We start from the raw sequence: 24,388 nt of genomic DNA, 5'->3' as shown, positions 1-24,388 counted from the left end.
TGGGATTGGTCAGCTGAGTCCGGCGTCGGAGAACTGGGCCTTGCCGTCGGCCTTCAGGACCTTGTTGAGGATCGTGAGGTCGTAGATGCCCTTGAGGTTGGGCTTGGTCAGCAGACCTGCCTTGACCGCGTGGTCGGCCTCGGTCTGCAGGGTGGCGGCCAGCGGATCGTCGGTGACCGTGATGCTCTGCCACGCCGGGTCGATGACGTCTGCGGGGAGGGCCTTGCCGGAGAGCGTCGCCAGCTCGGCGTTGGCGTCGGCCTTGGCCTTGTCCGGGTTGGCGGTGATCCAGGCGTTGGTGTTCACCGAGCCCTGGAGCACGGCCTGCACGACATCGGGGTGCGCGGTGAGGAACTTCTGCGACACGATCACATTGGTGATCACGAACTTCTTGTTGGGCCACAGCGTGCTCTCGTCGAGCAGCACCTTCGCGCCCTCGGCGACCAGCTTGGAGGCTGTGGGCTCGGGTACCCAGGCGCCGTCGATGGAGCCGGACTTGTAGGCGTCGGGGGTGACCTTGTTGTCCGTACGCACCACGGAGACATCGCCCTTGCCGGTGGTCGCGTCGACCTTCCAGCCCTGGTCGGCGATCCAGTTGAGGAACGCCACGTCCTGGGTGTTGCCGAGCTGCGGGGTCGCGATCTTCTTGCCCTTGACGTCCTTGAGGGACTTGATCGTCTTCGGGTTGACGACGAGCTTCACGCCGCCGGAGGCCGAACCGGCGATGATCTTCAGGCTCTTGCCGCCCGACTTCACATAGCCGTTGATCGCCGGTGAGGGGCCGATCCAGCCGATGTCGATGGAACCGGCGTTGAGCGCCTCGATCTCGGCCGGGCCCGCGTTGAAGACGGACTGCTTGATCTTGGTGCTGCCGAGCTCCTTCTGGAACAGGCCTTCCTTGAGGCCCACCAGTGGGGTGGCGTGGGTGAGGTTGGCGAAGTAGCCGATCTTCACCTCGGAGGCGGAGAGCTTCTTGCCGCCGGCCGAAGCGGTGGAGGCGGCGGTGCCGGACTTGCTGGAGGTGGAGTCCGAGCCGTAGCCGCAGGCAGCGAGGGCCAGCAGCGGGAGGAGGGCGGCGGCCACGAGGACGCGGTGGCGGTGCGGCCGGGAAACGGCGGTGCGATCGGCAGTCACGGGAGGTGTTCCTCTCGACGGCCCGGGTGGTCCGTGCGCTATGGCGCGGCCGGGGGGAGGCTGTCAGGTCTTCGTTCGGGGAGGGCATGCGGGGTGGCCATGGGGGCGTTCGTCAGCGCACACATCGCGAGACCCCGCCCTGCCCGCTGCCCATTTGGCCGCTGCCGATGCGGCCGCCCTCTTTGGCGAAAGTGGAGAAGGCTTCACCAGCCATCAGAAGTCCCACCCCTCATCGTCGTCGGCCGCCTCGTCGGGGGCCGTGGTCTGTGCGGTCTCGGCGAACGCCTCGCCCGCCATGCCGGCGGTGAGCGTGGTGCCGTCCGCCGGGTCGATCAGCAGGAAGGACCCGGTGAGCCGGGAGTCCGCGTAGGCGTCCAGCGGCAGCGGCTCGGCGGTACGCAGCACGACGGAACCGATGTCGTTCACGGCGAACTCGCCGGGCCGGGCGACCCGGGCCAGGCCGTGGGTGAGGTCGATCCGGTGCGGGAGCTCCTTGACGACCGCCTTGACGGTGCGGGTGGCGTGCTTGAGCAGCACGCGGGATCCGACGCGCAGCGGGCGTTCGTGGAGGTGGCAGACGGTGGCCTTGACGTCCTGGGTGGTGGCCGGGGCCTGCGCGCTGGGCGCGATCAGATCGCCGCGGGAGATGTCGAGGTCGTCGGCGAGCAGCACGGTGACGGACTGCGGGGCCCAGGCGACGTCGACCGGTGTGCCGAGGGCGTCGATGCCGGTGATGGTGCTGGTGAGGCCGGACGGCAGGACGGTGACCTGCTCGCCGACGCGCAGCACGCCGGAGGCGATCTGGCCCGCGTAGCCCCGGTAGTCGGGGTGCTCGGCGGTCTGGGGGCGGATGACGTACTGCACCGGGAAGCGCGCCGGGGCGTCGGCGAGGTCGGTGCCGACGGGGACGGTTTCCAGGTGTTCCAGGATGGTGGGGCCGCCGTACCAGTCCATGTTGGCGGAGGCGGTCACCACGTTGTCCCCGGCGAGGGCGGAGATGGGTATGGCGGTGATGTCCGGGACGCCGAGGGAGGCGGCGTAGGCCGTGAACTCCTTGGCGATGGCGGCGAAGACGGGCTCGGCGTAGTCGGCGAGGTCCATTTTGTTGACGGCGAGGACGACGTGCGGGACGCGCAGCAGCGCGGCGACGGCGGCGTGGCGGCGGGTCTGTTCGACGACGCCGTTGCGGGCGTCGACCAGCACCACGGCGAGTTCGGCGGTAGAGGCACCCGTCACCATATTGCGCGTGTACTGCACATGCCCGGGCGTGTCGGCGAGGATGAACCGGCGGCGCGGGGTGGCGAAGTAGCGGTACGCGACATCGATGGTGATGCCCTGTTCGCGTTCGGCCCGCAGGCCGTCGGTCAGCAGAGCCAGGTCCGGGGTGTCCTGCCCCCGGCGGCGCGAGGCGTGCTCCACGGCTTCGAGCTGGTCGGTGAGCACCGACTTGGAGTCGTGCAGCAGCCGGCCGACGAGGGTGGACTTGCCGTCGTCGACGGAGCCGGCGGTGGCGAAACGCAGCAGTGAGGTGGCGGAGACCGGCTCCGTGATGGCGTCGGCGTCCGGAACGATGCTGGTCATTGTTTAGAAGTACCCCTCGCGCTTGCGGTCCTCCATGGCGGCCTCCGACAGCTTGTCGTCGGCGCGGGTGGCGCCCCGTTCGGTCAGCCGGCTGGCGGCGATCTCGGTGATGACCTGCTCGATGGTGGCGGCGTCGGAGTCGACGGCGCCGGTGCAGGACATGTCGCCGACGGTGCGGTAGCGGATGAGGCGCCGCTCGATGCTCTCGCCGTCCTTCGGGCCGCCCCAGTCGCCCTCGGTGAGCCACATGCCGTCGCGGGCGAAGACATCGCGCTCGTGGGCGTAGTAGATCTGCGGGAGTTCGATGCCCTCGCGGGCGATGTACTGCCAGACGTCCAGTTCGGTCCAGTTGGACAGCGGGAAGATCCGGACATGCTCGCCGGCGGCGTGCCGGCCGTTGTAGAGCTGCCACAGTTCGGGGCGCTGGCGGCGCGGGTCCCAGGCGCCGAACTCGTCGCGCAGCGAGAAGACCCGCTCCTTGGCGCGGGCCTTCTCCTCGTCGCGGCGGCCGCCGCCGAAGACGGCGTCGTACTTGCCCTGGGTGATGGCGTCCAGCAGCGGGACGGTCTGCAGCGGGTTGCGGGTGCCGTCGGGGCGCTCGCGGAGCCGGCCGTCGTCGATGTAGTCCTGTACGGAGGCGACATGGAGCCGCAGTCCGTGCTCGGCCACCGTGCGGTCGCGGTAGTTGATGACCTCGGGGAAATTGTGCCCGGTGTCGACATGCAGCAGGGAGAAGGGCACCGGGGCCGGGGCGAAGGCCTTCAGCGCCAGATGCAGCATGACGATGGAGTCCTTGCCGCCGGAGAAGAGGATCACCGGCCGTTCGAACTCGCCGGCGACCTCGCGGAAGATGTGGACGCCCTCGGACTCCAGGGCGTCCAGGTGGGACAGCGCATAGAGGTTCTCGGTGGCGGTCGTCACGCTGTGCCCCTCTCGTTGAAGCTTGTCCCGGTCGTGTGCGGCCCTGAGGGCCGCGTGCGTGTCGCTCACACCAGTCCCTTCCCGGCGAGCAGCGTTCTCAGGGCGTTCGCGGAGTCCGCCACGGTGCGCCCGTCGGTCTCGATCCGCAGGTCCGGGTCGGCCGGGATCTCGTACGGGTCGTCGACCCCGGTCAGCCCGGAGATCTCACCGGCGGCCTGCTTGGCGTACAGGCCCTTGACGTCGCGTACGGAGCAGACCTCGACCGGCGTCGCCACGTGCACCTCCAGGTACGCGGTGCCCTGGCCCTGGTGGCGCTTGCGCACCGCCTCGCGGCTGTCGGCGTAGGGGGCGATGACGGGCACCAGGACCTTGACGCCGTTGGACGCCAGCAGCTCGGCGACGAAGCCGATGCGCTGCACATTGGTGTGCCGGTCCTCGCGGGTGAAGCCGAGGCCCGACGACAGGAACTCGCGGATCTCGTCGCCGTCCAGCACCTCCACCCGGTGGCCGTCGCCGCGCAGCCGCTCCGCCAGGGCGTAGGCAATCGTGGTCTTGCCCGCACTCGGCAGACCGGTGAGCCATACGGTGGCTCCCGTGTCTGTCACGCTCATCGTTGTCTCCTGGGTCTCCGGGGCGTGGCCTTGAGGAGCGGTCGTCATCAGCCGTGCAGTCCGCACTCGGTCTTGCTCCGGCCGGCCCAGCGCCCTGCCCGGGCGTCCTCGCCCTCCAGCACACGACGGGTGCAGGGGGCGCAGCCGACGGAGGCGTAGCCGTCCATGAGCAGCGGGTTGGTCAGTACACCGTGCTCGGCGACGTATGTTTCCACGTCCTCCTGTGTCCACCGGGCTATTGGCGAGACCTTGACCTTCTGCCGCTTGGCGTCCCAGCCGACGACCGGGGTGCCGGCCCGGGTGGGGGACTCGTCGCGACGCAGGCCGGTCGCCCAGGCGTCGTACGCAGTGAGGCCTTCCTCCAGCGGCTTGACCTTGCGCATCGCGCAGCACAGGTCAGGGTCGCGGTCATGCAGCTTCGGGCCGTACTCGGCGTCCTGCTCGGCGACGGTCTGCCGGGGCGTCAGCGTGATGACGTTCACATCCATGACGGCGGCGACGGCGTCGCGGGTGCCGATGGTCTCCGGGAAGTGGTAGCCGGTGTCGAGGAACACCACATCGACGCCGGGCGCCACGCGGGAGGCGAGATGGGCCACGACCGCGTCCTCCATGGAGGAGGTCACGCAGAAGCGCGGCCCGAAGGTGTCGACGGCCCAGCGCAGGATGTCCAGCGCGGAGGCGTCCTCCAATTCGCGGCCGGTCTGTTCGGCGAGATGGCGCAGGTCTTCGGCGGTGTGCTGTGCGGTAGTCACGAATCGCCTCCATCGGGAGTGCTCGTACGAAGTCCCTTGGCCAGCAGGCCGAGGAACTTCAACTGGAAAGCGCGGTTGCACGCCGCGCATTCCCAGGCCCCGTGGCCCTCCTCGGAGGGACGGAGGTCCTCGTCCCCGCAGTACGGGCAGTAGAAGGGCGCGGCTCGCTCGCTCATGCCGCCCCTCCCGTCTCAGTCCCGGCACGCTCTGATGCGCGTGCTTCCTTCGTCTCTGCTCGCTCCTTCGTCACCGCGCGGCTCCTCAGCCCAGCCCGCGCCGCGCCCCGGGACACGCTCATGACAGTGCCTCCTCGGAGGCGCGCGCCGCCCAGGTGGCGAAGCGCTCGCCCTCTTCGCGCTCCTTCTGGAAGCGGCGCAGCACCCGCTCGACGTAGTCGGGCAGCTCCTCGGAGGTGACCTTCAGGCCGCGCACCTTGCGGCCGAAGCCCGCCTCCAGGCCGAGCGCGCCGCCCAGGTGCACCTGGAAGCCCTCGACCTGGTTGCCGTTGTCGTCCAGGACGAGCTGGCCCTTGAGACCGATGTCCGCCACCTGGATACGGGCGCAGGCGTTCGGGCAGCCGTTGACGTTGATGGTGATCGGCTGGTCGAAGTCCGGCAGGCGCTTCTCCAGCTCGTCGATGAGCGAGGCGCCGCGCGCCTTGGTCTCGACGATGGCGAGCTTGCAGTACTCGATGCCGGTGCAGGCCATCGTGCCGCGACGGAAGGGGGTGGGTCCGACCCGCAGGTCGAGCGCTTCGAGTCCGGCCGTCAGGGACTCGATCTGCGACTCCTCGACATCGAGCACGACCATCTTCTGCTCGACGGTGGTACGGAGCCGGCCCGAGCCGTGTGCCTCCGCCAGTTCGGCGATCCTGGTGAGGACGGTGCCGTCGACACGCCCGACGCGCGGCGCGAAGCCGACATAGAAGCGGCCGTCCTTCTGCCGGTGGACGCCCACATGGTCGCGCCACTGCTCGACGGGCTGCGCCGGAGCCGGGCCGTCGACCAGCTTGCGCTTCAGGTACTCGTCCTCCAGCACCTGGCGGAACTTCTCGGGGCCCCAGTCGGCGACGAGGAACTTCAGCCGGGCGCGGGTGCGCAGCCGGCGGTATCCGTAGTCGCGGAAGATCGAGATGACGCCCTTGTACGCGGCCGGGACCTCCTCCAGCGGGACCCAGGCACCGAGGCGGACGCCGATCTTGGGGTTGGTCGACAGTCCGCCGCCCACCCAGAGGTCGAAGCCCGGGCCGTGCTCGGGGTGCTCGACGCCCACGAAGGCGATGTCGTTGATCTCGTGGGCGACATCGAGCAGTGGGGAGCCGGAGATCGCGGACTTGAACTTGCGCGGCAGGTTGGAGAATTCCTTGTTGCCGATGATCGTGCGCTGGATCTCCTCGATGGCGGGCGTGCCGTCGATGATCTCGTCCTCGGCGATCCCGGCGACGGGCGAGCCGAGGATGACGCGCGGGGTGTCGCCGCAGGCCTCGGTCGTCGACAGGCCGACGCCCTCCAGACGGCGCCAGATCTCCGGCACGTCCTCGATGCGGATCCAGTGGTACTGGACGTTCTGCCGGTCGGTGAGGTCGGCGGTGCCGCGGGCGAACTCCTGGGACACCTCGCCGATGACGCGCAGCTGCTCGGTGGTCAGCCGGCCGCCGTCGATGCGCACACGCAGCATGAAGTACTTGTCGTCCAGCTCCTCCGGCTCCAGGATGGCGGTCTTGCCGCCGTCGATGCCGGGCTTGCGCTGGGTGTACAGGCCCCACCAGCGCATCCGGCCACGGAGGTCGGCGCCGTCGATGGAGTCGAAGCCGCGATGGGCGTAGATCGTCTCAATACGCGTCCGCACATTGAGACCGTCGTCGTCCTTCTTCGTCTGCTCGTTGCCGTTGAGCGGCGTGAAGTGGCCCGCCGCCCACTGGCCCTCGCCACGGTGGCGGCTCGCCTTGCGTCGGGCAGCGGCAGCTGCGGGCACGTCAGGGGTGGTTGCCATGGCGATGCAGTCCTTCGGGCAGGCTGGATAGGTCTTTGGTTGCGCGAAAACACCCTATGGCCTGCGAAAACGCTGCACTGCGAGAGGCAGTTGGAGGCGGCCGGGCGCCCGCGCGTCCGCGACGGTGGGGACGGCTGGTTGCGAAGACAGTGCGCTGTCAGACCACCGGACAGATGGCGCTGGACATGCGACCGAGGTCGACGTGAAGCCGACCTACCAAGGCGATTCCAGTGCGAGACATGACGAAAGCGTGTCATGGGGGTCTCGGGGGAGTCCACTGTCGTCCAGACTCTGGACGGTACTATCTCGAATAATGAGACAGTGTGTTCTGTGTCACCAGTATCGGTCCCAGACAGGTCCGCCGGGACCTGCGACGAGCCCGGCCGCCACCTGTTCCGGCCACCTTCCCGGCTTCGTATACGGCTATGCGCCCGGCCACGGTCCGTCTGTCGTCCGCGACTCCTCATCACCGACCTTGGTGTCGAAGATCCGGAATCCGCGCCTGCGGTAGTTGGCCAGCGCGTGCGGCCCGTCCAGGCTGCAGGTGTGCACCCATACCCGCTTCGTCGGCGCCCGCAGCGGCCAGCGGCCGGCGAGGTCCCAGGCACGGGCGGTGCCGTACGACAGCAGGTGCCCGCCGATGCCGCGGCCGCGAAAGGCGGGCAGCAGCCCGAAGTACCCTATCTCGGCCTGGCCCTCGTCCTGCGCGTCCAGCTCGATGTACCCGGCCGGTGTGCCGTGTTCGTACGCCACCCATGTCTCGGTCCCGGGCCGGGCCAGATGCTCCTGCCACCGCGCGTACGTCCAGCCCAGCCGGTCGGTCCAGGAGCAGTCAGCGCCGACCGCCGTATAGAGGAAGCGGCTGAACTCGGCGGAGGGCACCCCCGCCCGGACAATCCGGACCGCGGTGGCCGGATCCGGCTCCGCGGACGCCTTCAGGTCGTCCGGGGAGATCTGCTCCAGCCACCAGGTGGTCACGCTGATGCTGCTGCTCATGGCTCCCGTCATGGCGCCCAGCCAATCACGGCCGGATGACGGTGTGGTTTTGCGGTCCCGGGCGGGCCGGCCGCCGACCGTGCCTGTCCGCCGCCTTCCTGGGGTGGCGGCCGGGCCCTTGGCCGTGGTCGTCCTGGCGCCGCCGGACCGCTCCGTTCCGGTTGCTGTTCGCTGCGGTGGATACGGAGGCCGGCGCGTCACGCCGCGACGGGAACGGCCCGTGACGCGCTCGCTCCGCCACCGGCGGCACGCGTGCCCCGGGCCGGAAGCCATGTCACACGGTTCAACCCGTGGGCGGGTGGGAGGGGCCCCACACCACCGGCGCGGCCACCCTCCGGGCTGTCACCACGGCGGGAGCAGCGGAGTGGGGCAAGAGGTCGGCCGGCCGCTGCGGCCCCAGCAGCTCCACGTCCACCTCGTCCGCGAAACGGTAGGGCCGGTGGGCCAGTACGCCCGCCAAGGTACGTCGCAGGCGCGAAAGCTCGGCACGCACGGTCACCGTACGGCTCGGATCGCCGAAGAGGTCGCACGCGAGCTCGGCGGCGGTCCGCCCGGCGCGGTGCAGGGCGAGGACGAGGAGCAGCTCGGCATGGCGGGGGCTCAGCTGCTGCTCCCAACGGCCCGCCGGGCCCGAGACGGCGACCGTCCAGGCGCGGGCGCGGCTGACGTCGAGAACCACGCGGCTGGGCGGCCCGGCCCCTTCCCCGTCCACCGGCCCCGGCCGCACCAGCCAGCCGCCCGGCAGCGGCTCAAGGGCGCACATGCCGAGCGTCGGCAGCCAGAGCTGGCCTGCCTGCGGGGCGCTGGGCAGCGCCACCCGGTCGAGCGGCGGCATACCGGTGACGGCGGCGGTCCAGCCGTGCGGGTCGACCACCACGGCCCGGCCGTGGATCCGGGCGAGCAGCGGCGCGGCCACCGAGCGCAGGCTGTCGACGGAGGCCCAGTGCCGGGCCCGCAGCTCGCCCTCGGCAACCCGGGCGACGGCGGTCACCAGCGCCAGCGTCGCCGGATGGGCGGTGGCGGCCGGGCCGGTCACGTCCACCGCGCCCAGCAGCCGACCGTCGCGCGGGTCGCGCAGCGGGGCGGCGGCGCAGTTCGTCCACCGCAGGGCGTGTACGAAGTGCTCGGCCGAGTGCACCTCCGTCGGCCGTCCGGTCGCCAGCGTCGTGCCGATCGCGTTCGTACCGGCGGTCTCCTCCAGCCACGAGGAGCCCTGGGTGATGCCGATCCGGTCGGCGCTCCCGCGTGTGGTCAAGTCGCCGTCCCGCCACAGGACGCGGCCCTCGTCGTCGGCGATGATCATCATGTGCGAGGTGGAGTGTGCCGCCGAACTCAGCCCGTCCCGCAGCAGCGGCACGACCTCGGTCAGCGGCGAGCGGCGCCGGCGGTGCTCGATCTCCTCGGCCGGCAGCTGGCCCGGCTGGCTGCCGCGGTCGGGGTCGACGCCATGGCCCCGTACCCGGTCCCAGGACTGGCTGATCACCGCCCGCGGCGCGGCGGCCGCCCGCCGTGCATTGGCCTGCCGTCCCACGCCGATAGATGCCTGGCTCATGCTGCTCCCCGCACCCGTGTTCCGCCTGTGCTCCCACTGTGCATATGGTCCCGCTGCCCGAGCCGTCGTGCGGTTAAATCCTGCCTTTCCGTTGCAACGGTCTGCAACGGTTGCGCATATGCTGCGGCCTCGCGGAGAGTGACTATGCGTCACCGGTACTCGTATCGGCAGGTAACCGCCAACCGCACTCGGACCGGGAGGAGAACCGCTGTGCCATCGCTGTCCCCCCGCGTGCTCGTGGCCGGCTCCTCCGACGCGGAGCGCGGCGCCCGCGCCGACCGGCTGGCCCGCTTCTTCCGGGTGCCGCACCTCTCGGTCTGCGAAGTGATCCGCGACCACGCCGCCCCCAGCGCCAAGGACGCCCCCGTCCTGCGCGTCGTCGCGGCGCGGCTGGTGGACAGCCCCGGCTACGTCATCGACGCCGCCCCCCGCACCCTGGCCGAAGCGGCCGCCGTGGACGGCCTGCTGGCCTCCCTCGCCGTCCCTGCGGACCTGGTGGTCCATCTGCGCTCCGACGAGCCGCCGGGCGTCGTCATCGGCTACTACCAGGCCCGGGGCACGCTCGCGCAGTTCCTGCCCGGTACCGATGACGAGGCGATCGTCGCCAGCGTGAAGAGAGCGCTCCTGAACCGCAAAGCCAGGGCTGTGCACCCCTAGACCGGGGTGGTGCCGAGTCGGCGCGGCGCCACCCCCAGCCGGCGCGGCAGCGCGGAAACCTTTCCTCCCGTCCCCCCGTGCGGGAGGAGGAGGCAACTCGCTGCCGCGCCCCATCTTCGGCCGGGAGGCCAGGGCGATGCGCCTGCAGGCAACAGCTCTTGGCCGCTACGCGGCTGGGCAGCGAGTGGGAGCGCCGGGACGGTTTCGTCCGCACGCTGGCCGGGTTCGCTGTGCGCCCCCCGCCTGGCTGGAGGCCTGGATGGCCGACGCTCCGGAGGACCCGGACCCGGACCCGGACCCGGACCCGGACGCGGTGCTGGTGCAGGTGGATGTGCGCGCGGCGGAGCAGCTGCGTCTCACCGGGGTGCACGCCACCAGCCTCCCCTGGGTCTACCTCGATGGTGAGGACCCCCGCCGGGCCTTCCTCGGGGTGCGCAAACGAGTGGGGAGACAAGTCGCCGTCCGGTCCCTCTTCTCCCGCGCCGGCGCCTGACGGAAGCCGTGGCCGCCCGGACAGGACCTAGGAGGCCAGCGTCTCGACGGATACCTGCCAGAGCAGCGCGGCCGCCTCGGGGTCGAGCGCGTAGGCCGCGACGCCCCGCCGCCGGAGACCCGGCTCGGCCGGCTCCGCCTCGTTGCAGTCCTCGAAGTACCGGCCGCCGATGCCTTCGAGCAGCGGCGAGGTCGCGACCAGCACGGATGTGGCCGCGCCCTGCTCCGGTGTCTTCCACTGCATGCCGCCGCCGGCCGACTGGGCACGCAACCGGGCCAGCTCTTCCTCGGAGACGTGCCGCTGGAGGTTGGTGCGGATGCCGCCGGGCATCAGGGCGTTGACGGTGATGCCCTCGGCCGCCCAGCGCTTGGCGGCTTCCACGGCGAAGAGGACGTTGGCCGTCTTGGACTGGCCGTAGGCGGCCCAGGGCTCGTAGGGGCGCTCCCGGAAGTGGATGTCTTCGAAGACGACCGGCGAGCGGAGGTGCGCGCTGGAGCTGACGGCTACGACGCGGGCGCGGCCGGCTGCCCTGAGGGCGGGGAGCAGACCGGTGGTGAGGGCGAAGTGGCCGAGATGGTTGGTGGCGAACTGCAGCTCCCAGCCTTCCGGCGTACGCATCTCGGGCGATGCCATCACGCCTGCGTTGTTGACGAGGATGTGCAGCGGGCCGTCCCACGCGGCGACGAACGAGGCGACGGAGGCCTGGTCGGTGAGGTCGAGGGGGGCGACGAGGACCTGCTTGTTGCCCGTGGTCGCGATGATGTCCTGGGCGGTCTGCTCGCCGGCCTGCGGATTGCGGACGGCCAGGGTCACCTCGGCACCGGCGCCGGCGAGTGCGCGGGCGGTTTCGATGCCGATGCCGGAAGCGCCGCCGGTGACGATGACGCGGCGGCCGGTGAGGTCGATGCCGTCCACGACCTGGGCGGCGGTGGATTCGGCGGTGAAGGGGGTGGTGATGCGGGTGGCGGAAGCCATTGTCTTTCCCGTCTCGCTCGGCGATGCGGAGGGGGAGGCCCAGCCGGTATGATGTCAAACGGAGGATCCTCCACTACGTAGGCAGCCTAATCGGAGGAACCTCCGCTTCGCAAGTGTGCTTATGAGGAGGAGCCGTGACGGCCACCAGCCCCCGACCGTTGCGTGCCGACGCGCAGCGCAACCGCGACACGCTGCTCGAAGCCGCGGTACGCGCGTTCTCCCAGGAAGGCCCGGATGTGACGCTCGACGCGATAGCGAAGGACGCGGGCGTCGGCATCGGCACGCTCTACCGCCACTTCCCCACCCGCGAGGCGCTCGTAGAGGCGGCGTACCGCAACGAGCTCGCGAGGCTGTGCGACATCGTGGCGGAACTCCTGGAGACGATGCCGCCGGACGAGGCGACGCGCGCCTGGATGGACCGTTTCGTCGACTACATGACCACCAAGCGCGGCATGGCCGACGCGCTGCGCGCACTCATCGCGTCCGGCGGGAACCCGTACGCACACAGTCGTGACCGGCTGACCACCGCGATCACGACGCTGCTGGCGGCTGCCGCCGCGGCCGGGACCGTACGGCCGGACATCGAACCCGGCGATGTGCTCTTGAGCCTGAGCGGAGTGTCCCTCGCTGCCGGGGACCCGGCCCAACGCGACCAGGCCCGCCGCCTGCTCGACCTGCTGATGGACGGCCTGCGCTACGGTGCCACCTCCTCCAGGCCGTAACGGCTGAAAGGCCGCGCAAACAGGCGACGCCCCCGACCTGTTTGCGCGGCCGCTACGCGGTCGGCCGCGCCCTCTCCACAATCGCGCCCAGGTCCAGGCTGTGCGGGAGGGTGCCGAAGGAGACGCCCCAGTCGCCGCCGAGCCGTGAGGCGCAGAAGGCGTCGGAGACGGCGGGCGGGGCGAAGCGGACGAGGAGGGAGCCCTGCAGGATGAGGGCCATGCGTTCGACGAGGCGGCGGGCGCGGGCTTCGAGGGAGGTCAGGTCGGCCAGCTCGGTGAGAAGGGATTTGACGGCGGCGTCCAGGCGGTGATCGGCGCCTCGGGAGAGGCCGATCTCACGGAGGAAGGCGTCGAAGGCCTGGGGATCGCGCTGAAGGGCGCGCAGGACGTCGAGGGCCTGGACGTTGCCCGAACCTTCCCAGATGGAGTTGAGGGGGGATTCGCGGAAGAGGCGCGGCATGCCGGATTCCTCGACATAGCCGTTGCCGCCCAGACATTCCAGGGCTTCGGCGGTGAGGGCGGCGGTGCGTTTGGTGACCCAGTACTTGGCGAGGGGCACGGCGATGCGCCGGAATTGGCGCTCTGCGTCCGTGGCGGCGTCGTAGGAGGCGGCGAGGCGCAGCACGGTCGTGGTGGCGGCCTCGGATTCCAGAGCGAGGTCGGCGAGGACGTTGAGCATCAGCGGCTGGTCGATGAGCGGGCCGCCGAAAGCGCTGCGGTGGGCCGCGTGATGGATCGCCTGGGCGACGGCCTGGCGCATGACCGCGGCGGAGCCGGTGGCGCAGTCCAGCCGGGTGGCGGCGACCATCTCGATGATGGTGGGCACGCCCCGGCCCTCCTCGCCGACGCGTCGGGCCCAGGTTCCGCAGAACTCGACCTCGGCGGAGGCGTTGGAGCGATTGCCGAGCTTGTCCTTCAGACGCTGGATGAGGAAGACGTTGCGGGTCCCGTCGGGCAGCACCCGGGGGAGCAGGAAACACGTCAGGCCGCCTTTTCCCCGGCCGGGGGATGCCTGCGCCAGCACGAGGAAGCCGTCGGACATCGGAGCCGAGCAGAACCACTTGTGCCCGGTGAGAAGGTACTCGCCGTCGGCCGCCAGTGGCTCGGCCCGGGTCGTATTGGCGCGGACGTCCGAGCCGCCCTGCTTCTCCGTCATACCCATCCCGAAGAGCGCCCCCGGCTTCACGCCGGGCGCCAGCAGCTCCTCGTCGTAGACGCGCGACGTCAGCCGGGGCTCCCATTCCGCAGCCAGCGCCGGCTCCGCACGCAGCGCGGGCACGGCGGCATGCGTCATGGACACCGGGCAGCCGTGTCCCGCCTCGGCCTGGGTCCACACGAGAAAACCCGCCGCCCGTCGCAGATGCCCGTCGGGGCGGGACCAGGCGTCCGTCAGGCCCGCCGAGACGGCGTGGCCGAGGAGACGGTGCCAGGAAGGATGGAAGTCGACCTCGTCGATGCGGTTGCCGTAGCGGTCGTGCGTGCGCAGTACTGGCGGGTACGTATTCGCCTGCGTACCCCAGCGCTGCGCCTGCGCGGAGCCGGCGGCCTTCCCGAGCTCGCTGAGCTCGGTCCGGATCTCGGGCAGCGCCTCGGGCGAGGCGTGGCGTGCCACACCCTCGACGAGGGCGGCGTCGGCGGCATAGATGTCGTAGCCGACCAGGGGCGGAGGCTGGTTGGTCACCGTGTGAGTGGGAGCGCTCATGCCAGCTACGGTAAGTGGGTGCACGCAGCTGGAGAAACATCTGGACGGCGACTCGGCCGTCTTTCCAGGGCCAGGGCCCTTTATCGCAATGTGTCCAAGCGCAAGATGGCCTGGCTGCTGCTCAAGGACACCATCGATTCGTGTATGGAGTACCGGGTCACCGGGCTCGCGGCGGAGGCGGCTTTCTTTGTGCTGCTGTCGCTGCCACCGCTGCTGCTGAGCCTGGTCGGGGCACTCGGCTACCTCGACAAGATCATCGGCATCGACACGGTGGAGAACATCCGGCAGAACATCCTCACGGCGTCCGCGACCGTCCTGACCGACAGGGGCGTTGACGAGCTGGTCCGGCCACTGGTCAACGGCGTGTTCAAGGACGGCCGGCCCGATCTGATCTCGCTCGGCTTCATGATCGCGCTGTGGTCGGGGTCGCGGGCGGTGAATGTCTTTATCGACACGATCACGGTCATGTACGGGCTCGACGGCCGCCGCGGCATCGTCATGACCCGGCTGCTGTCCTTCGGTCTGTACATCGTCGCGCTGATAATCGGTGCGGTGGTGATGCCGCTGATGGTGGTCGGGCCGGACGCGGTGGTGGGGCTGCTGCCGTGGAGCGAGGCGGTCATCCGGGTGCTGTACTGGCCGGTGGTGCTGGTGCTGTCGATCGTCTTCCTCACGACGCTGTACCACGTGTCCGTCCCGGTGCGGTCCCCCTGGTACGAGGACATGCCGGGCGCGGGGATCGCGCTGATGATGTGGGTCCTCGGCAGTATTGTGCTGCGGGTCTACCTCACTCACGCGGTTGAGGGGCCGACGATTTACGGATCGCTGGCCGCCCCCGTCGCCGTACTGCTGTGGATAGGGGTGTCCGCTTTCGCGGTCCTTGTCGGGGCGGCGGTCAATGCCGCCGTCGACCGGGTCTGGCCGTCCCTCGCCACGGCGGCCGCCCGTGAGGAGGCCGCGTTGGCCCGCGAGGCGGAGGCGGCCGAGGTGATCGCGCTGGCGGCGGCGCGACGGGCGGCGAGCGAGGCGGAGCCGGACGACGAGATCGGCGGGGACGAGATGCCGGCCGAATTTCCGGAGCGGTGGACCCGGTTCCTGCCGCCGGAGGACGTACGGGCCCGGCTGCGGAAGCGGCCCCCTGTGGGACGGCGCAAGCGCGAGGCGGAGCCGGAGCCGGGGCCGGAGCGAGAGCCGGCAACGGGGCCGGGAACGGACGCGCAGCCGTCGTCGCAGCCGGGGCCGGAAGCGCCCCGGACTGCCGAGCCCCCGGCGGGGCGGCGGGACTGAGGCGGCTGTCAGTGCCTGGTGCGATGCTGAAGCCATGTACGGGGAAAGGGCTTCGTCGCGGCTGAGCGGCGCGGTGGTGTGGGCCAGTACCGCGCGGACCGGGGTGCAGCGTGTGCTGCCGGATGGCTGCATGGATCTGATCTGGAGCGAGGCCGGACTGCTCGTCGCCGGTCCCGACACCCGCGCGTTCCTGGCGGCCGGTCCGCCGGGCGCGCATTACATCGGCCTGCGCTTCGCACCCGGCACCGGGCCGGCCGTGCTGGGCATACCGGCGCACGCACTGCGCGACGACCGGGTCCCGCTGGACGCGATCTGGCCGGGCGCGGAGGCCGGCAGGCTCGCCGAGCGCATGGCGGATTCGGCCGACAAGGGCGCGGCGCTGGAGGACATCGCGCTGCGGCAGCCCGGCACCGGCGCCCTGGCCCAAAGCCTGCCCACCGCCGTCGCGCAGGGTCTGGCGGCGGGCCGCACCGTCGCGGCCGTCGCCGCGTCGGTGGGGCTCGGCGAGCGGCAACTGCACCGCCGCTGTCTGGACGCGTTCGGGTACGGGCCGAAGACCCTGGCCCGAGTGCTGCGCATGCAGCGTGCGCTGCGGCTGGCCCGCCGGGGCATACCCTTCGCCCAGGTGGCGGCGGTCGCCGGATACGCGGACCAGCCGCACCTCGCCCGTGAGGTGAGGGCCCTGGCGGGCCTGCCGCTCGGCGAGCTCATTGGCTGAGAGCCATTCCGTGAGTTTTGGCGGGATGGTCCGGTATGCAGTCGCAGCGCTCCGGCGTGGTCCTTGGGCCGCTCGTTCGCGGGCGGATCTCATCGTGGCTCGCGGCCCGAAGGTGCGGAGCCTCGCCGTCGTTGACTCGACGGGGCTCCTTGCGGCCCGCCATGAAAACGACGACAGCTCATAAAGTCACCACCCACCTCAGGCTGCCCGGACGACTCACGGGATAAGAGGCCGCCCGACTGAGGTGGTGCCCAGCCGGGGTGGAAGGAGCGGATGGTGTCTGTGGTGTCGAAGACAAGCCGAAGGCCGCCGGGGAGGGCGGCCTCGGTGTGGGGCTGGTTGTCGGCCTCGGGGGCGATGTCGAGGCCGAGCAGGCGGTAGAAGGCGAGGGAGGCGGCCATGTTGGTGACGACCAGGCCGACTACCTCGAATCGAGGAGTCATACGGGTCACGTTAGGCGGACGGCCCGGCGCTGGTCTTGAAGGAATCGGACGCGCCGATGGCCATGACCGCCTTCCGGTCTGTCAGTTGGTGAAGGAGTTCGTTGAGTTCGAGCCGCTCTGGGTCGGAACGTCGGAAGGGGAGACCGAATCGGTGGCGGTGGCAGCCGCGCCCGCGCCCGCGGCCGCGCCCGCGTTGGCTGCGGCAGAGGCCGTGTCCGTGGCGGTGGCAGAAGCGCCTGCGCCACCGGCTCCGATCGTGGCGCCAGCGGTTGCCAGCGCGGTGGTGACCGGCTGGAAGAAGGTCTCGCCGCCGACGGTGCAGTCGCCGCTGCCGCCGGAGGTCAGGCCCACGGCCGCGTCGCTCGCGAAGAGCGGGCCGCCGCTGTCGCCCGCTTCGGCGCAGACGTCGGTCTGGATCAGACCGTTGACGATGTCGCCATTGCCGTAGTTGACGGTGGCGTTGAGGCCGGTGACGGTGCCGCCATGGAGACCGGTGGTGCTACCGCTGCGCTGCACCGCCAGGCCCACGCTCGCGTCGACGGCCTGGGTGATGGCCTGTGTCTGGCCGTTCCCGAGGTCGACGGAGCTGGGCGGGACGGTGGCCGCGTCGTCGTACGTCACGAGCGCGAAGTCGGACACGGGGAAGGTCGTTACCGAGACAGTGCCCAGTTGCGTGGCACCGGCCTGGTCGGCGGACCAGGTAGCTGCGTCATTGCCGCAGTGGCCTGCGGTGAGGAAGGCCGGGGCGCCGTTCACATCGACGTTGAAGCCGAGGGAGCAACGCACATTGCCGCCGAAGATGGCGTCGCCACCCTGCACTCCGCTGACGGCAGCCGCATTGCCGCCGGCGCCGGCCGCGCCGGCGGCTGCGGCAGCGCTGGGATCAGCGGTGGCGGAGGGGGCGGCGGTGGCGGTGGCGGCGGGATCGGCAGTGGCGCTGGGATCCGCAGCGGCCCCGGCGCCTGTTGCAGCGGCACCGTTGCTGTTGGTGTTGCTGTTGCCGTTGTTCTTGTTTTTCCCGTTGCCGCCGTCGAACGGCTTGAACTCACCGGCGGTCCGCTTGACGGTCACCAGGCCGCCCAGGCTGTTGGTGGCCTTGGTGAGCGTCGCCCACTTGGTGCCGGTGACGGTGCTGTCGGCTAGGACCGAGACCTGGTTGGTCTTCGGGTCGACGGACCAGGCGGTGCCGGGCACCGAGGCCGTGGTCTTGAGAGTCTGGGTGGCGCTTGTCAGCTCGGCCGTGCTGTTCTGCACGACCTTCGCGACGGCGCCCTTGGCTGTGACGGTCTTGGCAGCGTTCGCGTCCAGCACATTGACAACCAGTTGCTTGGCGTCGGCGTTGTAGTACCAGCCCGCTGCGCTGTCGCCGAGAGCCGTCGCGAGAGCTGACCCCAGCTCAGCGGCGGGCTCCGGGGCGAAGGCTCTGGTGGTCGGGTTGTTCTCCGAGCTCGCGAAGGCACTGGGCAGAAGAATGGCGGCTCCAGCGATGGCTGCCGCGCCTGCCACGGCTATGACGCCGGTTCGCTTGTTCACATGTCGGTGGCTCAACTCGCTGACCTCCAGTGGGAGACAGGCCCGTCCTGTCCAACCGGTCGTACGTGCAGGGCCGGTAGGCCTCTCAATCCGAACCGTTTTCCGATAATCGGCGTACCAGGTGAGTACAGTCGGGCACATTTACATCGTTGGACGCGCCGTCCAGGGCGGAGTCGAGCCCGGTCGCCGTGGTCAGCCAGGACGAGAAGATCAGGTCGGGCGCTCAGCGATCCCGCTGATGTCTGGAACGTTCGACGCGAAAAACGCTTGGCACTGTCGCGCGGGGGCGGGCTATGGTGGGCGCGTTCTTCGCGGTAGCCGGTAGCGGTAGCCGGCGGCTGCCGTGATCGACCGCGCGTATAACCGGGAGGTGAGACTGATGACTGTCGTTGTGATGGGCGCTGCCCGCATCCAGGAGTTCATCAATTCCACTCCCGTGGTCTCCGGCTGATCTTCCTTTTCTCCTCGCGCCTGTGTGCGCGTGCCGGGGCCACCCTTTGAAGGGTCACCCCCTTGTCTTTTTCTTCTCTTTCGTGTTCTTCGCATCCTCTGACCCGGTACGGCTGGGATGAGGGCTGGGAGACCGAGTTCGCCGCATACGTCGCGGCGGGTCTGCTGCCCGGTCGTGTCGTACGGGTCGACCGTGGCCTGTGCGATGTCGTCACCCCGGTCGGCACTGTGCGGGCGGACACCTCGCTCGTGATGCCGCCGGATCCGATGCGGATCGTCTGCACCGGGGACTGGGCCGCGGTCGACGCGGCCGGTGATCCGCGGTTCGTCCGGACGCTGCTGCCGCGGCGTTCCGCGTTCGTGCGGTCGACGTCCTCGAAGCGTTCCGAAGCCCAGGTGCTGGCCACCAACATCGACCATGTCGTCATCTGTGTGTCGCTCGGGGGCGAACTGGACCTGGGACGGCTGGAGCGGTTCCTGGCACTCGCGATGTCCGGCGCGGGCGGTGACGCCCAGCCGCTGGTCGTCCTCACCAAGGCGGATCTGGTGCTCGACGTCACCTATCTGCTCGCCGACGCCGAAAGCGCCGCCCCCGGCGTACAGGTACTGGCGGTCAGCGCCGCGACCGGCGAGGGCATCGACGTGCTCGGAGCCGTACTGTCCGGGGGCACCGCCGTGATCCTCGGTTCGTCCGGCGCCGGCAAGTCCACCCTCACCAATGCCCTGCTGGGCAGCGAGGTGCAGGAGGTGCAGGCCATCCGGGACAGCGACGGCAAGGGCCGCCACACCACGACGACCCGGGACCTGCTGCCGCTGCCGGGCAGCGGGGTGATCATCGATACCCCGGGGCTGCGCGGAGTCGGGCTCTGGGACGCCGGCTCCGGGCTGGCGCAGCTCTTCGCCGACATCGAGGGGCTAGCCGAGGAATGCCGCTTCCAGGACTGCGCGCATCTCGCCGAACCCGGCTGCGCGGTCCTCGCGGCACTGGAGGAGGGGACGCTGGCGCATCGCCGCCTGGAGAGCTACCGCAAGCTGCAGCGCGAGAACGCCTGGATCGCCTCGCGCACCGACCAGCGGCTGCGTGCGGAGCTGCGTCGCGACTGGAAGTTGAGGTCGGCGGCCGGACGGGCGATGTACGAGCAGAAGCGCGGCGGCGGCCACCGCAGGCTGTACTGACCCCCATCCGCTGCCTCGACCCGGACCTGACCGGGACCTGACCCGGCCCCGGCCCGGACCCCGCTACGGGGCTCGGGCCGGGGCCGGGCGGGGTTTGGGCCGGCCCAGGTCAGCCGGAGCCGTTCTGACGGTGGCGGCGGCGGAGAGGGAGCGGGCTTCCCTCGTACCAGAAGGTGTAGACGATCATGCCGATGCCGAGCGCGACGATCACAGTCCCGAGGACTACGGAGTAGATCACAGGCCCTCCTCCCCTAGTGGTGCGGACGGCCGTCACCACACCTTCACGATCGATGTCACATCGTGACTTTCCCTTCATTTGCCGCCCCTACACTTCCGCACCCCGACCAAGGGGTGACATCCCGAATTAACAACTCCCGCAAGGGTTACCCCGCTTATGGCGAGGGGGCCGTCTTCCTAGCGTTGAGGGCAGTTCAGGCGCACAACGCCGCTCCCCCCACAGTCCCTGGAGGACGTCTTGACGTCTCGCAAGAGAAACCTTGCTGGTCTGCTGGCCGTTACGATCCCGGCTCTCGCCCTCGCCTCCGGCCCCGCGTTCGCCGCCCCGGCGAGCGCGAAGGTCGCCCTGCGCAGCGATGTCGTCTCGGCGGTGTCCCACTCGACGGAGACCGGGAAGGTCGCCTCGGGCAAGCACGTCTCGGTAGCGATCAGCCTCACCCCGCGCGACCAGGCCGGCCTCGACACCTTCATAGCCAAGGTCTCCGATCCCAAGGCCAAGGAGTACAAGCACTACCTGACGGTCAAGCAGTTCGCGGCCCGCTACGGCGCGACGTCCTCGACCATCGCCAAGGTCACCAAGTACCTGCGCTCGCAGGGTCTGCAGACCGAGAAGGCCAGCGCCAACCACCTCACCATCAGCGCCGGCGGCACCGCGGCGCAGGTTGAGAAGGCCTTCGGCACCACCCTCGCGCAGTTCCGCGAGAAGGGCGGCAACCACACCTACTTCGCCAACACCGCGGCCCCCAAGCTGCCGACCGGGATCGCCTCCGCGGTCTCCGACATCTCGGGTCTGAACAACTACGCGAAGTACCACCACAACAGCCAGGCCAATACCGCCCCGCACGCCGTCTCCCCCCACGCGGCAGCCGGCCTCAACCCGACGACCGCCAAGAAGGCGTACAACCTGACCTCGACGGTCAGCGCGGGCTACAACGGCGCGGGCTCCACTGTCGGCCTCCTGGAGTTCTCGGGCTACAGCCAATCGGACGTCACCAAGTACGACACCAACTACTCGCTCAGCGTCGCGACGCCGACGGTGGTCAGCGCCGGCGGCGGCACCACCGACACCTCCGGCCAGGACGAGGTCGACCTGGACATCGAGGTGGTGCAGGCGCTCGCGCCCGGCTCCACCATCAAGGTGTACGAGGCACCGAACAGCGACGCCGGCGAGACCGCTGTCTACTCGAAGCTGGTCAGCGACGACGTGCCGATCGTCTCCATCAGCTGGGGCATCTACGAGTCCGGTGAGACCAGCTCCAACCGCACCGCGCTCAACACCGACTTCCAGGAGGCCGCGGCCCAGGGCCAGTCCGTCTACGCCGCCTCCGGCGACAGCGGCTCCGACGACGCCGGCAACGGCGGCACCTCGGTGGACTTCCCGGCCTCCGACCCGTACGTCACGGGCACCGGCGGCACCACGCTGACCACCTCCTCCGGCACCTGGAGCAAGGAGACCGCCTGGTCCGGCAGCGGTGGCGGCGTGTCCTCCATCTTCACCCGCCCGAGCTTCCAGACCTCCTCGGAGAACAGCAGCAGCTACCGCGGTGTCCCGGACGTCGCGGCCGACGCCAACCCCAGCTCCGGCTGGTCCATCTACACCGAGGGTGCCTGGTACGAGTTCGGCGGCACCAGCGCCGCGGCCCCGAACTGGGCGGCCTTCACCGCGATCCTCGATGACGAGGCGAACGCGACCGGCGGCTCCACCCTCGGCTACGCCAACTCCACCATCTACGCCCTCGCCAGCTCCTCCAGCTACAGCTCGGCGTTCCACGACGTCACCAGCGGCAGCAACGGCTCCTACAGCGCAGGCACCGGCTACGACAAGGTGACCGGCTGGGGCTCCTACAACGGCGCCAACTTCATCGCCGCTGTCATCTAGGACCAACAGGCCAAGCAACAGGGCCAGCCATCAGGGGCACCGGGCGTTCGCCGCCCGGTGCCCCTCCGGCCGTTCCGGGCAGGCCGGCGCTACGCCGAGACGCGCCGGACGAGGTGAGTCGGTGTGATCACGGAGGACAGGGGAAGGGCTGGCCCCGTGCCATTTCCGTGCCGCTGGTCCAGGCCGCGCATCAGGAGGCGGGTCATCAGCCGGCCCATCCCCTCGATGTCCTGACGGACCGTCGTCAGAGCAGGGGTGGTCAGGGCGGCGACGGACTCGATGTCGTCGAAGCCGATCACCGCCACTTCGTCGGGTACCGAGCGGCCCCGCTCGCGCAGCACCCGCAGGGCGCCGGAGGCCATCAGGTCGGAGGCGGCGAAGACCGCGTCGAGGTCGGGGCAGCGGTCGAGGAGTTCGGCCATCGCGCGCTCGCCGCCGAGCGGGGTGAAGTCACCCTCGGTGATGAGCCGGGGGTCGGCGTCGCTGAGCACGTCCCGGAAGCCGTCGAGGCGGTCGGCCGACGCGGTCTGGTCGAGCGGGCCGGTGATGGTCGCGATACGCCGGCGCCCGAGGGAGAGGAGATGGCGTACGGCCTCGCGGGCGCCGCCGCGGTTGTCCGAGTCGACGTAGAGGACGTTGCCGTCGTCCTCGGCCCCCGGCCAGCCGGGGCGGCCGCCGTAGACGGTCGGCAGGCCCAGCCGTCGGATGATCGCGGGCAGCGGGTCGTCGGAGTGCAGGGAGAAGACCAGGGCACCGTCCACATGGCTGCCGGCGAGGAAGCGGCCGATGCGTTCGTAGTCTTCCGTGCCCTCGACGAGGAGCAGGACGAGCTGCGAGTCGTGTGCCGTGAGCTCCTTGCTGATCCCGCGCAACTGCTGCGCGAAAAAGGGATCGGTGAAGAGCCGGGTCTCGGGTTCGCCTATGACCACGGCCACCGCGTCATTGCGCCGGGTGACCAGGGCGCGGGCCGCCTGGTTAGGTACGTAGCCGAGCTCATCGACCGCCCGCTGCACGGCTTCCACGAGCGGCGCCCGCACCCCCGCTCCGCCGTTCACCACGCGTGACACGGTGGCCCGGGAGACCCCCGCCCGCTCGGCCACGGCCTCCAGGGTGGGGCGAGGGGCGGACGATGTCTGATCGGGCAAGGCTGGCTCCTCTCGGCACAGGGACAGCCTATCCCGTGCGCAGCCGCCGGGAGAGCGCTCTCTCGGAGTGCCGAGTGTGTCACCGAACCGGGAAGCCGAAAACGTAACCCTGGTGTTTCAGCCACGGAAGCAGCTGCTCCAGGGCCTGGACGCTCTGGCTGCGGTCGCCGCCCCCGTCGTGGAAGAGGATGGTCGGACCGTTGGACAGCTCGTGCTTGACGGTGTTCAGCACGGCGTTGACGCCGGGTCGCTCGAAGTCCTTGGAGTCCACGTTCCAGCCGAGCGGGCGCATCCCCTGCGAGGCCGCGAGTTGTCGGCTGTACGGGGTGAACGCGCCGCCCGGGGCGCGGTAGTACAGCGGCTTCACACCGCCGGACGCTTTCTCGATCATCTTCTCGGCGTCGAGGATCTCGCTGCGCTGGAAGGCCTGAGGCTTGCTGTTCATCGTGGTGTCGTGGTGCACGGAATGGTCGCAGAGCCGGTGCCCGGCGGCGACGATGTCCTTGATGAGCTCCGGGTTGGCCGTGGCATTCGGGCCGATCACACAGAAGACCGCCTTGACGCCGTTCTCCTTCAGCACGGCGAGGATCTTCGGGGTCCAGACCGGGTCGGGGCCGTCGTCGACGGTGATGTTGACGGCCCGGTCGCCCTTGTCGGAGGCGTGCGCGATGTCCATGCTGACCGGGGGCGCGGGGTGCTTCGGGTCGGGGACCGAAGTCTGCCCGGGGACGGGTTTGGCGGCGGCCGGCTTGGCCGTGGTGTGTGCGGGCGCCTGGGCGGCGTGGTGCGCGGTGCCCAGGTGGGCGGTCCACACCGACAGAAGGACGGCGATCCCCGCCACGCCGGTCACCGCCACCGCTATGGCTCCGCCCGTCCCCCGTATACCGTTGCGTGCCATGTCCTGCGCTCCTCTGTTGCTTTGGCGCTGGTGAACGTGCTCGATGTGCACACCAGAGGACGGAGGATAAACGGCATCGGATCCGCCTGCTACCGACTGCGCGTATTCGAGCGTCTCTGGAACTCTGTGTGTGCCTGAGTGATTCAGGCTTTTCGGGCGCGGCGTGGCCGTCTGTCGTCGCGGTGGGGTCCGAACCTCGGGGGGAGGGTGTGGACTCCGGTGGCGTACAGGTGGTGGAAGCCGGTCCGCTCGGCGGCGCTGGTGCGTCGTCGACAGGTTCCGCGTGAGAGCCGCCCCGCGGTGTTCGGAAGGGTGTCTTCCGTGCGGGTGGGGGCGGGTACTCCATGATCTGGCACCGGCCCGCGAGGCGCTGGTGTCTGGGTGTCATGCCCCGCCGGACGCTGTACCGACCCCAGGGGGGTGGTGGCGGGGACCGTACGCACATCGGGCATACGGCGGGAAGTCTTCACAGCCGGGGCCGGGGCCGGGGCCAGGGCCGGGGCCGGGGCCGGGGATTGTTGTCCGGCCGTGCGT

The 24,388-nt window shown here is 70.4% G+C and carries 24 protein-coding genes; 7 read left to right on the top strand and 17 right to left on the bottom strand.

Annotated elements, in window-relative coordinates:
- Positions 1-9: 9 nt before the first annotated feature.
- The 10 genes from FCI23_RS13495 to FCI23_RS13455 form a co-directional block, all read right to left on the bottom strand.
- Positions 10-1,134 carry an aliphatic sulfonate ABC transporter substrate-binding protein gene (locus tag FCI23_RS13495; RefSeq protein WP_136723775.1) on the bottom strand — a complete coding sequence of 375 codons (1,125 nt, stop codon included), beginning with the start codon at positions 1,132-1,134 and terminating at the stop codon, positions 10-12.
- Positions 1,135-1,347: 213 nt separating this feature from the next.
- Positions 1,348-2,715: a sulfate adenylyltransferase subunit 1 gene (locus FCI23_RS13490; RefSeq protein WP_136723773.1), complete on the bottom strand. Its 1,368-nt coding sequence runs from the start codon at positions 2,713-2,715 to the stop codon at positions 1,348-1,350.
- A gap of 3 nt (positions 2,716-2,718) precedes the next feature.
- Positions 2,719-3,636, bottom strand: coding sequence for a sulfate adenylyltransferase subunit CysD (cysD, locus tag FCI23_RS13485; RefSeq protein ID WP_136724017.1), 918 nt, complete (start codon positions 3,634-3,636; stop codon positions 2,719-2,721).
- 65 nt (positions 3,637-3,701) lie between these two features.
- Positions 3,702-4,247: an adenylyl-sulfate kinase gene (gene cysC / locus FCI23_RS13480; protein WP_136723771.1), complete on the bottom strand. Its 546-nt coding sequence runs from the start codon at positions 4,245-4,247 to the stop codon at positions 3,702-3,704.
- Positions 4,248-4,294: 47 nt separating this feature from the next.
- Positions 4,295-4,999 carry a phosphoadenylyl-sulfate reductase gene (locus FCI23_RS13475; protein ID WP_136723770.1) on the bottom strand — a complete coding sequence of 235 codons (705 nt, stop codon included), beginning with the start codon at positions 4,997-4,999 and terminating at the stop codon, positions 4,295-4,297.
- A complete protein-coding gene (locus tag FCI23_RS13470; protein WP_136723769.1) occupies positions 4,996-5,175 on the bottom strand; it encodes a hypothetical protein in 180 nt (59 codons plus the stop codon). Before FCI23_RS13470 ends, FCI23_RS13475 begins: the two co-directional genes overlap by 4 nt.
- A 118-nt stretch (positions 5,176-5,293) precedes the next feature.
- Positions 5,294-6,991 carry a nitrite/sulfite reductase gene (locus FCI23_RS13465; RefSeq protein ID WP_136723768.1) on the bottom strand — a complete coding sequence of 566 codons (1,698 nt, stop codon included), beginning with the start codon at positions 6,989-6,991 and terminating at the stop codon, positions 5,294-5,296.
- Between the two features lie 157 nt (positions 6,992-7,148).
- Positions 7,149-7,232, bottom strand: coding sequence for a putative leader peptide (locus FCI23_RS63045; protein ID WP_322973835.1), 84 nt, complete (start codon positions 7,230-7,232; stop codon positions 7,149-7,151).
- Positions 7,233-7,414: 182 nt separating this feature from the next.
- Positions 7,415-7,987 (bottom strand): GNAT family N-acetyltransferase, encoded by a 573-nt coding sequence (locus tag FCI23_RS13460; RefSeq protein ID WP_136723767.1) that lies wholly within the window; start codon positions 7,985-7,987, stop codon positions 7,415-7,417.
- 283 nt (positions 7,988-8,270) lie between these two features.
- Positions 8,271-9,539, bottom strand: a complete 1,269-nt coding sequence (locus tag FCI23_RS13455) for a GAF domain-containing protein (protein ID WP_136723766.1) — start codon at positions 9,537-9,539, stop codon at positions 8,271-8,273.
- 210 nt (positions 9,540-9,749) lie between these two features.
- Here FCI23_RS13455 and FCI23_RS13450 point away from each other — a divergent pair, with 210 nt between their 5' ends.
- The gene (locus FCI23_RS13450; protein WP_136723765.1) at positions 9,750-10,196 is read left to right on the top strand and encodes a hypothetical protein; all 447 of its coding nucleotides are present in this window, start codon (positions 9,750-9,752) and stop codon (positions 10,194-10,196) included.
- A gap of 259 nt (positions 10,197-10,455) precedes the next feature.
- Positions 10,456-10,689, top strand: coding sequence for a hypothetical protein (locus FCI23_RS13445; protein ID WP_136723764.1), 234 nt, complete (start codon positions 10,456-10,458; stop codon positions 10,687-10,689).
- 27 nt (positions 10,690-10,716) lie between these two features.
- Here the strand turns inward: FCI23_RS13445 and FCI23_RS13440 are convergent, their stop codons facing one another.
- Positions 10,717-11,664, bottom strand: a complete 948-nt coding sequence (locus FCI23_RS13440) for an SDR family NAD(P)-dependent oxidoreductase (RefSeq protein WP_136723763.1) — start codon at positions 11,662-11,664, stop codon at positions 10,717-10,719.
- Between the two features lie 134 nt (positions 11,665-11,798).
- Here FCI23_RS13440 and FCI23_RS13435 point away from each other — a divergent pair, with 134 nt between their 5' ends.
- Complete coding sequence (locus FCI23_RS13435; RefSeq protein ID WP_136723762.1) at positions 11,799-12,386, top strand: TetR/AcrR family transcriptional regulator; 588 nt, start codon at positions 11,799-11,801, stop codon at positions 12,384-12,386.
- 52 nt (positions 12,387-12,438) lie between these two features.
- On the opposite strand, the gene FCI23_RS13430 is transcribed toward FCI23_RS13435, so the two are convergent.
- Entirely contained in the window at positions 12,439-14,088 is a 1,650-nt protein-coding gene (locus FCI23_RS13430) for an acyl-CoA dehydrogenase family protein (protein ID WP_136723761.1), read from the bottom strand.
- Between the two features lie 18 nt (positions 14,089-14,106).
- Between FCI23_RS13430 and FCI23_RS13425 the strand changes: the two genes are divergently transcribed.
- Complete coding sequence (locus FCI23_RS13425; RefSeq protein WP_407645953.1) at positions 14,107-15,375, top strand: YihY/virulence factor BrkB family protein; 1,269 nt, start codon at positions 14,107-14,109, stop codon at positions 15,373-15,375.
- A 34-nt stretch (positions 15,376-15,409) separates the two neighbouring features.
- Complete coding sequence (locus tag FCI23_RS13420; protein ID WP_136723760.1) at positions 15,410-16,093, top strand: helix-turn-helix transcriptional regulator; 684 nt, start codon at positions 15,410-15,412, stop codon at positions 16,091-16,093.
- 89 nt (positions 16,094-16,182) lie between these two features.
- Here FCI23_RS13420 and FCI23_RS58240 read toward each other — a convergent pair whose 3' ends face one another.
- Both FCI23_RS58240 and FCI23_RS13410 read right to left on the bottom strand, forming a co-directional pair.
- Positions 16,183-16,536 (bottom strand): VOC family protein, encoded by a 354-nt coding sequence (locus tag FCI23_RS58240; RefSeq protein ID WP_211265314.1) that lies wholly within the window; start codon positions 16,534-16,536, stop codon positions 16,183-16,185.
- 81 nt (positions 16,537-16,617) lie between these two features.
- Positions 16,618-18,069 (bottom strand): S1 family peptidase, encoded by a 1,452-nt coding sequence (locus FCI23_RS13410; protein ID WP_246143686.1) that lies wholly within the window; start codon positions 18,067-18,069, stop codon positions 16,618-16,620.
- 513 nt (positions 18,070-18,582) lie between these two features.
- On the opposite strand from FCI23_RS13410, the gene rsgA reads away from it, so the two are divergent.
- The gene (rsgA, locus tag FCI23_RS13405) at positions 18,583-19,695 is read left to right on the top strand and encodes a ribosome small subunit-dependent GTPase A (RefSeq protein ID WP_136723758.1); all 1,113 of its coding nucleotides are present in this window, start codon (positions 18,583-18,585) and stop codon (positions 19,693-19,695) included.
- A gap of 109 nt (positions 19,696-19,804) precedes the next feature.
- Here the strand turns inward: rsgA and FCI23_RS62350 are convergent, their stop codons facing one another.
- Positions 19,805-19,933, bottom strand: coding sequence for a hypothetical protein (locus FCI23_RS62350; protein WP_265737743.1), 129 nt, complete (start codon positions 19,931-19,933; stop codon positions 19,805-19,807).
- 237 nt (positions 19,934-20,170) lie between these two features.
- Here FCI23_RS62350 and FCI23_RS13400 point away from each other — a divergent pair, with 237 nt between their 5' ends.
- Positions 20,171-21,811 (top strand): S53 family peptidase, encoded by a 1,641-nt coding sequence (locus FCI23_RS13400; RefSeq protein WP_136723757.1) that lies wholly within the window; start codon positions 20,171-20,173, stop codon positions 21,809-21,811.
- A gap of 89 nt (positions 21,812-21,900) precedes the next feature.
- Here the strand turns inward: FCI23_RS13400 and FCI23_RS13395 are convergent, their stop codons facing one another.
- The gene (locus FCI23_RS13395; RefSeq protein WP_136723756.1) at positions 21,901-22,956 is read right to left on the bottom strand and encodes a LacI family DNA-binding transcriptional regulator; all 1,056 of its coding nucleotides are present in this window, start codon (positions 22,954-22,956) and stop codon (positions 21,901-21,903) included.
- 79 nt (positions 22,957-23,035) lie between these two features.
- Positions 23,036-23,854, bottom strand: a complete 819-nt coding sequence (locus FCI23_RS13390) for a polysaccharide deacetylase family protein (RefSeq protein ID WP_136723755.1) — start codon at positions 23,852-23,854, stop codon at positions 23,036-23,038.
- Positions 23,855-24,388 lie beyond the last annotated feature (534 nt).

Source organism: Actinacidiphila oryziradicis, assembly GCF_005047355.1.
In the GTDB taxonomy this organism is placed as follows: Bacteria; Actinomycetota; Actinomycetes; order Streptomycetales; family Streptomycetaceae; genus Actinacidiphila; species Actinacidiphila oryziradicis.
Note: the sequence above shows the minus strand (reverse complement) of the source record. Positions and strands in the feature narration are given on the sequence as shown.